The following is a 12,856-nucleotide window of genomic DNA, read 5'->3' as shown; positions in this document are numbered from 1 at the left end:
GCCCGGCCCGCCGGCGTTGGCCCATGAGACCCGGCGGCAGGTCGGGCGATGCGCCTGCGGGCGCCTTTCACCGCACGGACACGGACGAAGCAGCCATGGAAATGCTATACGGTGTCGGAGCCCTGCTCCTTCTCGCAGTGATGGCCTATGCCATCCGCCAGTCGCAGCAGCGCCGCAAGGCGAAGGGCATCGAGCTCCCCGAGGAAAAGGTCGATCGCAACAGCCCGCTGTGAAGCAGGAGTGCCCCACAGGGCGCGAGCACCGGGTCAGGGCTGCGCAGCCGCGACCTCGGGCCCGTGCAGCGGCGCGGCGGGGCGCCCGCCCGCGCCAGCATCAGGCGGCAGGGCCTTGCCGGCCTCCGCCGCGACGAGAGCCAGCAGGGCCTCCAGCGAGCGGAAATCGCCCAGCGCGGCGGCCTTCTCGCGCGCGGTGAGGAGCCGGCGGACCGTATCCAGATCGGACGCATCCTCGATCTTGGCCCGGGCGATCAGCCTTTCCGGCGCGTAGTCGCCGGGCCGGCGTTCACCATCGGCAAGCTGCGCCCGGTGGAATGCCAGCAGGGCCGGGGCGGAGGCGAGCCGGTCCACCGCTTCGCGCGTCGTCGCCGAGGTGGGAGCCTCCCGCAATTGCCGCGCCCGCGCCACCACCGCCGGCGGCTCGTGCTCCTCCGGGATGCGGAACAGGGCCTGCGTCGCGGGGCGCGCCGCCCCGGTCCACAGCACCAGCGGAATCGCCAGCGCGAGGCCCAGCACCACCGGCGTCATCCACAGGAACAGCGGCAGCGAGATGCTGAGCGCCGCTGCGCCGAGCAGCCATCCGCACGCCGTATGGGGCAGGAAGAAGCGGACGACGGAGGCGGTGTCGATGCGGTCGTCGTCGCGCCGCTGCGGCTGCCAGCCGCCATCGCGCCCGGCGAGAATGCCGACCACCGCCACCGACTGGGTGAACATCGTCACCGGCGCCAGCAGGCCGGAAATCAGCGTCTCCCCCAGCATGCCGACAAGGGCCCGGCCGCCGCCGCCGAAGCGCCGGCGCCGCACCGGCGTCGCCAGCAGCGCGATGAAGGCGAACAGCTTGGGCAGCAGCAGCACCGCCATCGTGCCGACAAAGACCCAGATGGCGCGGATCGGGTCCTGCGCCGGCCAGCTGGGAAACAGCGAGAAGCCGGCGGGGAAATAGTCCGGCGGCACGAAGCGGGCCTGCAGCGCGGTGGCGAGGCCCGCCAGCAGCATCGCCAGCCACAGCGGGGCGGTGAGGTAGGAGCCGATGCCGGTGAGCAGGTGCAGCCGGCTGACCGGGTGCAGGCCGCGCGCCGGCAGCACCGCCATGTGCTGCAGATTGCCCTGGCACCAGCGGCGGTCGCGGATGGCGAGGTCGGTCAGGGTGGGCGGGCCCTCCTCATAGGAGCCTTCCAGCCACGGCACCATGTACATGCCCCAGCCCTGCCGGCGCATCAGCGCCGCCTCGACGAAATCATGGCTGAGGATATGGCCGCCGAACGGGCGCGTGCCCGCGAGTTCCGGCAGTCCCGCCGCCTCGGCGAAGGCGCGGGTGCGGATCATGGCGTTATGACCCCAGTAATTGCTTTCCGGCCCACTCCAACTGGCAAGGCCATGGGCGATCAGCGGGCCATACAGCCGGCCGGCGAACTGCTGCAGCCGGGCGAACAGCGTGCGCCCGCCAATGATCACCGGCAGGGTCTGGATCAGCCCGGCCTTCGGGTTGGCCGCCATGGCGGCGGCGAGGCGCAGGATGCACTCCCCGGTCATCAGGCTGTCGGCATCGAGAATGAGGAAACTCTCATAGGCGCCGCCGAAGCGGGTCACCCATTCGGCGATGTTGCCCGCCTTGCGCCCGGTGTTGCGCGGCCGCCGGCGGTAGAACAGCCGCCGCTCGCCGCCGGTGCGGGCGCGCAGATCGAGGAAGCCCGCTTCCTCCGCGACCCAGATGTCGGCGTCGGTGGTGTCGCTGAGGATGAAGACATCGAAACGGCCGGCAGCGCCGGTGGATTCCAGCGATTCCCAGGTGGCCTGCAGGCCGGCCAGCACCCGCGACGGCTCTTCATTGTAGACCGGCAGCAGGATCGCGACACGCGCGGCCACCGCCGGCAGAGGTCCGTCCGGCTCGATGCCGAGATGCCCGTCCGGCCGGCGCAGCAGGCTGGGCAGCCCGCTCAGCGCATTGGTGAAGGCGAAGCCGATCCACGCGAACAGGATGACGAAAAGGCCGAGGACCAGATATTCCAGCAAGGTAAGGCCGCCGACATCCAGCACCAGGTACATCTCGCGGGCGGCGATGATGGTGAGCAGCCCCGCCCCGCCGATGACGAAGGCGCGGCGCAGGAACAGCCCGGCGCGGCGCGGCGCGGGCCGCCCCGCCACCGGCGCCCGGGCGAGGGACTGCACCGGCATCGCCAGCGGGGCCTCCGGCGGCAGCGCCGGCGCGACGCCATCGCCGGGCGGGCGGTGTGGCGCGTCCGGTCCGCCGGCCCGCCTCATGCCGACCACCGGTACACCCAGCTCTCCGCCAGGCGCTCCTCTCCGCGCAGGAACTCGGCGCGAAGCTCGACATTCTCCGCCCCGCCGGGCAGCAGCGCGAAGGAGACGCGCCAGCCTTTGATCTCGGGATTGGGCTGCAGCACAATGTCCCTCACCTCCCCGGCGCTGGCCGTCACCCGTGCCGAAAGCCCTTCCGGAGGAAGATCCTTCACCGTGTCGCCGACGACATCGAGCACGAACAGCCGCCGTTCGGCATTGCCGCCGACGCGGGTGGCGCCGAAGCGCCCGATACCGGCCGGGTCGGGGCCGGTCCAGCCCCAGTGCAGCCGGTAGGTGGTGCTGTATTCGCGCCCCTTGCGCAGCGGCTCGCGCGGCCGCCAGAAGGCGGCGATGTTGTCGTGTATCTCCTCCGGTGTCGGTATCTCGACCAGCATCACCGAGCCGTCGCCCCAGTCGCCGATCGGCTCGACCCAGACGCTGGGGCGGCGCTCATAGCGCGCTTCGAGGTCCTGATAGTCGAAGAAGGAGCGCTGGCGCTGCATCAGGCCGAAACCGCGCAGGTCGGAGACGGCGAAGGAGGATATCTGCAGCCGCTGCGGGTTGGACAGCGGCCGCCAGAGCCGCTCGCCGCCGCCGGTGACGATGGCGAGGCCATTGGCGTCGCACACCATCGGGCGGAAATCGTCGACGCCGTCGCGATCATTGGGGCCGAACATGAACATGCTGGTCAGCGCGCCGATGCCGACCTGGTCGATATCGACGCGGGGATAGACCGTCATCTCGACCGACATCAGCGTCTCGTCGCCGGGACGGATGGTGAAGCGATGCACCGCCGCCGCGCTGGGGCTGTCGAGCAGCGCATGGACCACCACCGAATCCACCCCCGGGCGCGGCTTCTCCAGCCAGAAGGCGCGGAAGGCCGGGAATTCCTCGCCGCCGGCGTCGCCGGTCTTGATCGCGAGGCCACGGGCGGACGAGCCATAGACCTGCCCCTTGCCGAGCGCGCGGAAATAGCTGGCGCCCTGGAACACGGCGATCTCGTCGAAATAGTCCGGCCGGTTGATCGGGCCGTGCAGCCGGAAGCCGGAGAAGCCGATATCGGTCTTTTCCTGCGGCTGGGCGACTCCATGCTCGAAACGGAACATCGCCGGGTCGTAGGCCAGCCTGCGGGCCTTGCCGTCGGCTACCTGAAAGACATCCACCCGCTCGCGGAACAGGAAGCCGCGGTGAAGCAGCTGCGCCTGGAAGCCGGTGTTGTCGTCGCGCCATAGCGCCTGGTCGGCGTTGAAGCGGATGTTGCGGTAGTCGTCATAGCTCAGTTCGTCGAAGGCGCGGGGCAGGTCGCCCGATGCGGCCTTGAACGGCTTGGACGCGAGATCGCGCGCCAGTTGCCGCACGGTCTGCGCGTCGAAGGCAACGCTCCCCTCCTCGTCCGACCACGCCTCGGTGATGCCGAGGCGCGGGAACGGCACCGGCGACATCGCCAGGAGCCCCAGACCCAGCAACAGGTGTCGTCGATGCATGCCTGACCTCGCGCGTTTCAGGGCGGCACGCCCCGCCCACCAGACAAGTGCGCAGGACGCTCAGGGTTCCCTGGCTCTTGCTGCGCCGCACGCGCCGAACGGCGGCAGGGCCGCGGTTAGAGCCGGCTCGCGCCTCGCCATGCGAGACGAGGCGGGCATGCGGCGCGTCGAGTTCGAGCTGGACAGGTTAGCTGTGCTTTACATTCTGTTAAACATTCAGTGACTTATCGCGACAATCGCCCGGGCCCATCTTTCACCCAGCAGTCAAACGCTTGGTGAAAGGACGAATTTGATGCCCCTCGACAAGATTGTGCTCGTTACCGGCGCCTCCAGCGGCATCGGTGCCGGCATCGCCCGTGAACTCGGCAGGGCCGGCGCCAGGCTCGTGCTCGGCGCCCGCCGCACGGAACGCCTGGAAGCGCTGGCGAACGAGATCGGCGGAGAGGTGCTGGTGCGCCGGCTCGACGTCACCGACCGCGCCGATGTCGCCGCCTTCGCGCACGCCGCCCGCCAGCGCTTCGGCCGCGTCGACGTCATCGTCAACAATGCCGGCATCATGCCGCTCTCGCCGATGGCCTCGCTCAAGGTGGAGGAGTGGGACCGCATGGTCGACGTCAACATCAAGGGCGTGCTCCACGGCATCGCCGCCGTGCTGCCGGAGATGACAGCGCGCGGCTCCGGCCACATCGTCAACATCGCGTCCATCGGCGCGCTGGCCGTTTCGCCGACGGCGGCTGTCTATTGCGCGACGAAATTCGCGGTGCGCGCCCTCTCCGACGGGCTGCGGCAGGAGAATGACCGCCTGCGCGTCACCTGCATCCACCCCGGCGTGGTGGAAAGCGAACTCGCCCACACCATCACCGATCCGGTCGCCGCCGAGGCGATGAGGAGCTACCGCGCCATCGCCCTGCAGCCGGACGCGATCGGCCGTGCCGTCCGCTACGCCATCGAACAGCCCGACGATGTCGATGTGAGCGAGATCGTCGTGCGCCCCACCGCCAGCACCCAATGAGGTGAGACCCATGACTCGCTCCATCATGCCCCTCCCTATCCCGCACCCGGTGCGTGCCCCCCTTGCGGCGCTTGTGCTGGCGGCGGCGCCCTGCGCCGCCGGCGCCGACACCCTGGACGAACGCCGCCAGCGCGGTGACGCGGTAATCCAGAAGCTGAACAAGGGCGCCTCGCAGCCCACGCTCGAACGCATGCGCGAGGCGTTCCCCTTCCTCGCCGAGGCGACTGAAGCCTATGCGCTGGGCGATGTCTGGTCACGGCCCGGCCTCGACGACCGCACCCGCCAGCTCGCGGCCGTCGCCGCTTTCGCCGCCACCGGCCAGACCGCCTTTCTGCAGATTCACGCCGGATACGCGCTCAATCTCGGGGTGTCCGAGGAGGAGCTGAAGGAGGTCGTCTATGTCACCACGGTGACCGCCGGCTTCCCGCGCGCCATCGCCGCCTCGCAGGCGCTGGCGGAACTGTTCGCCGCCCGCCGCGCCGCGGCCGCCGGCAAGCGCTAGGAGGTCTGCATGAAACGGCTTTCCGCCACCGCACTCCTGCTCGCCGCCGCTCCCTTTTTCCCGATCGCCGGAGCCACTGCCCAGATGAACCCGCCCGCGTCCCGCCCGTCGCCGTCACAGGACCATCCCTATGTCGGCATGTGGGTCACGCCCGACCGCCACATCTGGCACGAACTGCTGCCGAATGGCCGCTATGACGAGGCGCGCGGAAACCGCCAGAGCGCCTATCAGGGCCGCTACGAGGTGACCGGCAGCGAGATCTTCTACTGGGACGACACCGGCTTCACCGCCGACGGCGTGTTTGTCGACGCCGACACGCTGCACCATGGCGGCATGGTGTTTCGCCGCCAGAAATGAGGGCCGGCGAGGCCGGGAGACGACGCGCGCGCCCCGCCTGGCCCGGCCTGCGGGCGGCGGGGCGTCAGCCAGATATTGCACTGCGGCACAAATTGATCTAGGTGACGGTCATTCGTCAGGACCCGGTGAAAGCCCGGGTGGCTCTTCCGGCCGCCGATCCGCCGGACCACGCATCGTCAGCGCCCGTCTCACCGCCTTGCCGGCGGGCGCCTGCTCTTTGCGAAGATTGCTCTCATGACATTGACCTCACGCTATTTCCGCGACTGGACCTCCAATATTCGCGGCGACATCCTTGCCGGTATCGTCGTCGCCCTTGCGCTCATTCCCGAAGCCATCGGCTTCTCCGTCATCGCCGGGGTCGACCCGAAGGTGGGCCTGTTCGGCTCCTTCGCCATCGCCTGCGTTTCCGCCATCGTCGGCGGGCGCCCGGGCATGATCTCGGCCGCCACCGCCGCCACCGCCGTGGTGATGGTGTCGCTGGTGCGCGACCACGGGCTGGAATATCTCTTCGCCGCGACGATCCTGATGGGGCTGATCCAGTTCCTCGCCGGCCTGCTGAAGCTGGGGCGGGTGATGCGCTTCGTCTCGCGCTCGGTCATCACCGGCTTCGTCAACGCGCTGGCCATCCTCATCTTCATGGCCCAGCTGCCCGAACTGATCGGCGTGCCGATGGAGACCTACCCGATGATCGCGGTCGGGCTCGCCATCATCTACCTGTTTCCGCGCCTGACCAGGGCGGTGCCCTCGCCGCTCGTCGCCATCGCCGCGCTCACCCTGTTCGCGTGGTGGAGCGGGATCGACCTGCGCACGGTCGGCGATCTCGGCGACCTGCCCTCCGGCCTGCCGATGCTGACGCTGCCCAACGTGCCGCTGACGCTGGAGACGCTGCAGATCATCCTGCCCTATTCGCTCACGCTGGCGGCCGTCGGGCTGCTGGAATCGCTGCTCACCGCCCAGATCGTCGACGACATGACCGACACGCTGAGCAACAAGAGCCAGGAATGCGTCGGCCAGGGCGCCAGCAACATCGCCTCGGCGCTGATCGGCGGCATGGGCGGCTGCGCCATGATCGGCCAGTCGGTGATCAACGTCACCTCCGGCGGGCGCGGGCGGCTTTCCACCTTCGTCGCCGGCAGCTTCCTGCTGTTCCTGATCCTCGTGCTCGACGACCTGGTGCGCATCATCCCGATGGCGGCGCTGGTGGCGGTGATGATCATGGTCTCGATCGGCACCTTCTCCTGGCGCTCGATCCTCGACCTGCGCACCAACCCGCGCTCCTCCTCGCTGGTCATGCTGGCGACAGTGGTCACCGTGGTGACCACCCACGACCTCGCCATCGGCGTGCTGGTGGGCGTGCTGCTCTCGGGCGTGTTCTTCGCCGGCAAGGTGTCGCAGCTGGTGGCGGTGGGCGAGATCATCGACGAGGCGGCCGGCCGCATCACCTTCGTCGTCGAGGGGCAGATATTCTTCGCCTCGTCCGAGGTGTTCCTCGCCGGCTTCGATTTCGACAACCCGGCGCGCGAGGTGGTGATCGACCTTACCCACGCCCATTTCTGGGACATCACCTCGATCGGCGCACTGGACAAGGCGGTGCTGAAGTTCCGCAAGGCGGGGGCCAGCGTCGAGGTGATCGGGCTCAACGAGGCCAGCGCCACCATGGTCGACCGCTTCGGCACCCATGACAAGGACATGCCGGCGGCCACCAGCCTGCACTGACGCCGCCGGGGTCGCCGCAGGACGACGGCGGCGCGCCGCCGCCCTGTGGCAATCCATCTAATGCGTGGCCGCTTCCGCCTCCGCCCGCTGGCCACCGCGCAGGCGCAGCGCGCCCCATATGAGCCCGAGCACCGCCGCGCTCACCGAGGCCAGTAGCACGCCGAGCTTGGCGGCGCCGAGCAGGGCGGCATCCTCGAAGGCCAGCGTGGCGATGAAGATCGACATGGTGAAGCCGATGCCGGCGAGCAGGCCGACCAGCAGCACGCCCGCCCAGTTCACCCCCGCCGGCAGCGTGGCCCAGCCCATCCGCACCACCAGCCAGCTGGCGCCGACCACGCCGAGCGGCTTGCCCAGCACCAGCGCCGCGACGACGCCGACCAGGATTCCCTGCGCCTCCGGCCGCGCCAGATCGAGCCCGTCGAGGCTGACGCCGGCATTGGCAAGTGCGAACAGCGGCATGACGAGATAGGCGACCCACGGGTGCAGCGTCATCTGCACCCGGGTCACCGGCGGCACCAGTTCGCGCTGCGCGAGCCGAAGCTCGTCCGCCGACGCGATCACCTGGGACATCGAGGCCCGCGGCGCATCGGCGGCGCGGCGGATATCTTCCAGCGCCCGCGCGGCGGCCTGGAGCGGCGGCTCGCGCCCCGCCACCGGCAGCACCGGCGTCATCATGCCCAGGATCACGCCGGCGAGCGTGGGGTGGGCGCCGGTCTGCAGCAGGCCGATCCACAGGATCGCGCCCGGCAGGATGTAGGCATAGGCGCTGCCGATGCCCGCCATCTGCAGCACCACGACCAGCGCGATGCCGCCACCCGCCACCAGCAGGCCGCTATAGTCCAGCCCGCCGGAGTAGAACAGGGCGATGATCAGGATGGCGACGATGTCGTCGATGATGGCGAGCGCCAGCAGGAAGATGCGCAGGTTCACCGGCACCGCCTTGCCGAGCAGGGCCAGCACGCCCACCGCGAAGGCGATGTCGGTCGCGGTCGGCACCGCCCAGCCATCGCGCGCCGGCGGCGCGCCGTTGAAGGCAAGATAGATCGCCGCCGGGACGATCACCCCGCCCAGCGCGGCAACCATCGGCAGCGCGGCCGAGCGCATGTCGGCAAGCGAGCCCTCATGGATCTCGCGGCGGATCTCCATGCCGACGACGAGGAAGAACACCGTCATCAGCGCGTCGTTGATCCAGAAATGCAGCGATTGCGAAATGACGAAGGGGCCGAGGCCCAGGCTCAGCGGCGCGTGCCAGAGGTCGTGATAGCTCTGCGCGGCGCTCGAATTGGCCCAGGCCAGCGCGATCACCGCCGCGCCAAGCAGGACGACGCCGCTGACGGCCTCGATGTGGAGAAAACGCTGGACGGAGACGAAGGCACGTTCGGAAGCGAGGCGCGTGCGCAGGCGCACACGGGAAAAGCGTCTTCTCATCAAGTCAGGTCCCTGCGCGGCGGCCCGACCTGCGCACTTACCTGTCCTCGCCGCAGAATGCGGCTGACGACACCCGGGCCTGTTTTAGGGCAGGAGGACGGCCGTTCCAAGCCCCGACGCATCCTCACCGGGCAGGAACCATGCGAGGCGCCGCGCTAGCCGGCTCCCGCCATCCGCGTCACCGCGCGCCGTGCCATCACGCCGGCGAGATGCGCCCGATAGGCTCCGCTGCCATGAATGTCCTCGATCATGTCCTCGGCCGGAAGGCCCAGCGGCTCCAGCGCGGCAGCGGAAAAATCGGCGGCGAGCGCCGCCTCCGCCTCGGCCCAGCGGAACACCCCGCCCTGCCCGGCGCCGGTGACCGCGACGCGCACCAACTCCTCGCCGGAGCCGCCCGCGCCGCGCCAGACGAAGACGCCGGCCATGGCGTAGCGCGAGGCCGGGTTGGGGAATTTCGCATAGGCCCCTTCCCCGCCCAGCGGAAACATCACCCTGACCACGATCTCGTCCGGTTCCAGCACGGTCTCGAACAGGCCGGTGAAGAAGTCCGCCGCCGCGATCTCCCGGCGGTTGGTGACAATGGTCGCCGCCAGCGCGAGGCAGGCGGCCGGATAGTCGGCCGAAGGGTCGTTATTGGCGAGCGAGCCGCCGAGGGTGCCGCGATTGCGCACCGCCGGATCGCCGATCAACCCGGCCAGCGCCGCCAGCGCCGGCAGGCTCGCGCGCACCAGCGGCGAGGCTGCGACATCGGCATGGCGCGCCATGGCGCCGACCACAAGCCGCCCATCCTCCAGCGCGATGGCGCGGAGTTCCGGCACGGCCGCAAGGTCGACGAGATCGCCCGGCGCGGCCAGGCGCTGCTTCAGCGTCGCGATCAGAGTCTGCCCGCCGGCCAGCGGCTTGGCCTCTTCATGGGCGCCGAGCAGCCCGACGGCATCGGCCAGGGAGCGGGGACGGTGATAGGCAAAGGCGAACATGGCGCGCTCCTATTCCGCCGCCGCGACGGCCGGGCCGGCGGCCATGGCCCGCGCCCCGGCGATGATCGCCCTGACGATGTTGTGGTAGCCGGTGCAGCGGCAGATATTGCCCTCCAGTTCCGTCCGTACCGTGCGCTCGTCCAGCTCGTGGCCGTGACGGCGCACCATGTCCATGCCGGCGAGGATCATGCCCGGGGTGCAGAAGCCGCATTGCAGGCCGTGATGCTCGCGAAAGGCGTCCTGCATCGGATGCAGCGCGCCCCCGCGCGCCAGCCCCTCGATGGTGAGCACCTCGCCGCCATCGGCCTGCACCGCCAGCACGGCGCAGGCTTTGACCGCCTCGCCGTCGACATGAACAGTGCAGGCGCCGCACTGGCTGGTGTCGCAGCCGACATGGGTGCCGGTCAGCGCCAGTTGGTCACGCAGCAGCTGTACCAGCAGGGTGCGCACATCCACGGTGGTGGAGACAGGGCTGCCGTTCACGGTCAGCGCGATGGCCTTGGAGACGCTGTCTTCCTGAAGTGAGCTGTCTCGGAATGAACTGTCTTGCATCGGATGGCTCCCCGTTCGCGGGCGACGCGTCTCGCGCGTAAGGTCAGGGCGCGGCCTCGTCCGCCGCCGAGGGCGAGGCATTCGCCAGCGACTCACGCGCATCGGGCGCGACGGCCCGGGCGAAGGCGGCGAAGAACTCGCCCGCCAGCTTTCGCGAGGTACTGTCGATCAGCCGCGCGCCGAGCTGGGCGATCTTGCCGCCGACCTGGGCCTGGGCGCCATAGGTCAGAAGGGTCGCTCCGTCCTCCCCCGGCTCCAGACGGACATCGGCTCCCCCCCTGGCGAAGCCGGCAACGCCGCCCTGTCCCTCGCCGGCGATGCGGTAGCGGTGGGGCGGGTCGAGATCGGACAGCGTCACCGCGCCGGAAAAGGTGGCTTTCACCGGCCCGATCTTGAGCACGACCCTGGCGGTGAAGCTCGTGGGCGAGGATTGCAGCAGTTCCTGGCAGCCGGGGATGCACTGCCTGAGGATGTCGGGGTCGTTCAGAGCCTGCCACACCGCCTCGCGGGGGGCTTCGATACGCTGCGCGCCGGTCAGTTCCATGTGCCACCTGCCTCAATAGCCTCGCGCCGACCCCTCGGCCGCGCGCAGGCACAAACATGGCCGCCTCGCCCGCCTGACCGCGGGCGGCGACATGGACGCCGGGCACGAAGGCGTCGCGACTGAACGAAGCAACACCCGTGCCAAGCCTTTCCCAGCCTTCCCTTACCGTAGCTTGGCGCAAGGGACCGCACGGCCCGCACAATCGCGAGGGCGCCGATGCCCCCTTGTTCAGCGTCGGCTGCCCAAAATTAACTCATCTCACAAGATCATTAAATATTGAGCAAATCAGCTTGAATGGTATCGTTACATAGCACACCATACCATCCGATCTCGGCGCTGACCCGCCCGACCTCGGAGGCGCGCGACACGAAGGCCCCGCCGGGCAGGGGCCAAAGCGACCTTTTGGCGTTTCCAGCACAGGGAAGAATCGCATGTTCGCACAGGGTATCCTTCGTTCCGCACGCACCGGCCTGCTGGCGGGTGGATTGGCCTCCGGCCTTCTCGCGGCCGGGCTGATGGCGTCCTCCCCCGCCCTCGCGCAGGAGACCATCAAGATCGGCGCCCCGCTCGCCCTCACCGGCGGCCTCGCCGACGAGGGCCACAAGCAGGACGTCGTGTGGAAGATGTGGGTCGAAAAGGTGAATGCCGCCGGCGGCATCCCTGTCGGCGACAAGAAGCTCAAGGTCGAGCTGATCGAGTACGACTACCAGTCGGAAGGTCAGCGCGCGTCCCAGCTGGCCGAGAAGCTGATCAATGACGACAAGGTGCAGTTCCTGTTCTCGCCCTTCGGCTCCGGCCATACCAAGATCGTGGCCGGCGTCGGCGAGCGCTACCAGGTGCCGACCATCGCCTGCGTGGCCTCCTCGGAAAGCGTGTACGACCAGACGCTGAAATACCTGTTCGGCACGCTCTCGCCCAATGGCGGCATGACCACCGCGATGGTGGCGTTCTTCAAGGAGAAGTTCCCGCAGACCAAGACGATCGCCGTGCTCGGGCGTGACGACGTCTTCCCCAAGTCGATGGCCGAGGGCATCGCCAAGGCGGCCGAGGCCGGCGGGCTGAACGTGGTCTACAAGGAGCTTTACCCGGTCGGCACCATGGACCACGCCGCCGCCCTGTCCTCCATCAAAGCCGCCAAGCCGGACTGGATCTACGTCACCGGCTACACCCAGGACCTCATCCTCGCGCGCAAGCAGATGCAGGACCTCGGCGTCACCGCGCCGATCGTCACCATGGTCACCGGCCCGTCCTACAAGGAATTCACCGAAGGCCTCGGTCCGCTCGCCAACGGCATCTCCTCGTCGAGCTGGTGGCACCACCTCACCTCCTATGAGGGACAGGGCGTGTGGCCGACCACCGCCGCCTTCTACGAGGACTTCAAGGCCCGCACCAAGGGCGACCCGGACTATGTGCACGGCTCCTGCGCCGCCGCTGGCGAGGTCATCGTCGACGCGCTCGCCCGTGCCGGCTCGCTCGACAAGGCCAAGGTGCGCGACGCCATCGCCGCGACCGACATCCAGACCTTCTACGGCCCGATCAAGTTCGGCCCCAACGGCATGAACCTCTCGCGCGAGCTGCCGATCATCCAGGTGCAGGACGGGACCATCAAGGTTCTGGCCCCGGCCGCCATCAAGAACGCCGACATGATCGCGATGCCCTGACGGCCTGCGTTCCGAGCGCGCGCCGGGCCTTCCGGCGCGCGTCCCTCTCACCAGCTTGAGGCTGCTCCGGCGGCCGCGACCAGGGC

General features: G+C 69.4%; 12 protein-coding genes and 1 other annotated feature. Of the genes, 6 read left to right on the top strand and 6 right to left on the bottom strand.

What is annotated here, in order from left to right:
• Positions 1-95 precede the first annotated feature (95 nt).
• Entirely contained in the window at positions 96-233 is a 138-nt protein-coding gene (locus KHC23_RS00910) for a hypothetical protein (protein ID WP_213368401.1), read from the top strand.
• Positions 234-266: 33 nt separating this feature from the next.
• Here KHC23_RS00910 and mdoH read toward each other — a convergent pair whose 3' ends face one another.
• A complete protein-coding gene (gene mdoH / locus KHC23_RS00905; RefSeq protein WP_213368400.1) occupies positions 267-2,498 on the bottom strand; it encodes a glucans biosynthesis glucosyltransferase MdoH in 2,232 nt (743 codons plus the stop codon).
• Entirely contained in the window at positions 2,495-4,021 is a 1,527-nt protein-coding gene (locus KHC23_RS00900; protein ID WP_213368398.1) for an OpgD/OpgG family glucan biosynthesis protein, read from the bottom strand. The genes mdoH and KHC23_RS00900 overlap by 4 nt, the downstream gene beginning before the upstream one ends.
• A 292-nt stretch (positions 4,022-4,313) precedes the next feature.
• Here KHC23_RS00900 and KHC23_RS00895 point away from each other — a divergent pair, with 292 nt between their 5' ends.
• The 4 genes from KHC23_RS00895 (at position 4,314) to KHC23_RS00880 (ending at position 7,608) form a co-directional block, all read left to right on the top strand.
• Entirely contained in the window at positions 4,314-5,033 is a 720-nt protein-coding gene (locus KHC23_RS00895; RefSeq protein ID WP_213368396.1) for an SDR family oxidoreductase, read from the top strand.
• Between the two features lie 10 nt (positions 5,034-5,043).
• Positions 5,044-5,535, top strand: coding sequence for a carboxymuconolactone decarboxylase family protein (locus tag KHC23_RS00890; protein ID WP_246543955.1), 492 nt, complete (start codon positions 5,044-5,046; stop codon positions 5,533-5,535).
• A 9-nt stretch (positions 5,536-5,544) separates the two neighbouring features.
• Positions 5,545-5,892, top strand: coding sequence for an Atu4866 domain-containing protein (locus KHC23_RS00885; protein ID WP_213368394.1), 348 nt, complete (start codon positions 5,545-5,547; stop codon positions 5,890-5,892).
• Positions 5,893-6,007: 115 nt separating this feature from the next.
• Positions 6,008-6,063: a sequence feature (sul1 is cis-regulatory element that is thought to sense ions involved in sulfur or methionine metabolism; They are found in Alphaproteobacteria), on the top strand.
• A 63-nt stretch (positions 6,064-6,126) separates the two neighbouring features.
• Positions 6,127-7,608 (top strand): SulP family inorganic anion transporter, encoded by a 1,482-nt coding sequence (locus KHC23_RS00880; protein ID WP_213368392.1) that lies wholly within the window; start codon positions 6,127-6,129, stop codon positions 7,606-7,608.
• Positions 7,609-7,665: 57 nt separating this feature from the next.
• On the opposite strand, the gene nhaA is transcribed toward KHC23_RS00880, so the two are convergent.
• The 4 genes from nhaA to KHC23_RS00860 form a co-directional block, all read right to left on the bottom strand.
• Positions 7,666-9,036 carry a Na+/H+ antiporter NhaA gene (nhaA, locus tag KHC23_RS00875; RefSeq protein WP_213368391.1) on the bottom strand — a complete coding sequence of 457 codons (1,371 nt, stop codon included), beginning with the start codon at positions 9,034-9,036 and terminating at the stop codon, positions 7,666-7,668.
• Between the two features lie 155 nt (positions 9,037-9,191).
• Entirely contained in the window at positions 9,192-10,013 is an 822-nt protein-coding gene (locus KHC23_RS00870; RefSeq protein ID WP_213368389.1) for an FAD binding domain-containing protein, read from the bottom strand.
• A 9-nt stretch (positions 10,014-10,022) separates the two neighbouring features.
• Positions 10,023-10,565, bottom strand: a complete 543-nt coding sequence (locus tag KHC23_RS00865; RefSeq protein WP_213368387.1) for a (2Fe-2S)-binding protein — start codon at positions 10,563-10,565, stop codon at positions 10,023-10,025.
• A 43-nt stretch (positions 10,566-10,608) separates the two neighbouring features.
• The gene (locus tag KHC23_RS00860; protein ID WP_213368385.1) at positions 10,609-11,109 is read right to left on the bottom strand and encodes an SRPBCC family protein; all 501 of its coding nucleotides are present in this window, start codon (positions 11,107-11,109) and stop codon (positions 10,609-10,611) included.
• A 431-nt stretch (positions 11,110-11,540) separates the two neighbouring features.
• Here KHC23_RS00860 and KHC23_RS00855 point away from each other — a divergent pair, with 431 nt between their 5' ends.
• Complete coding sequence (locus KHC23_RS00855) at positions 11,541-12,770, top strand: amino acid ABC transporter substrate-binding protein (RefSeq protein ID WP_213368383.1); 1,230 nt, start codon at positions 11,541-11,543, stop codon at positions 12,768-12,770.
• The last annotated feature ends 86 nt before the right edge of the window (positions 12,771-12,856 follow it).

The organism is Ancylobacter dichloromethanicus, from assembly GCF_018390645.1.
Lineage (GTDB): Bacteria > Pseudomonadota > Alphaproteobacteria > Rhizobiales > Xanthobacteraceae > Ancylobacter > Ancylobacter dichloromethanicus.
The sequence above is the reverse complement of the archived record's forward strand: the minus strand, read 5'-3'. Positions and strand labels throughout refer to the sequence as shown.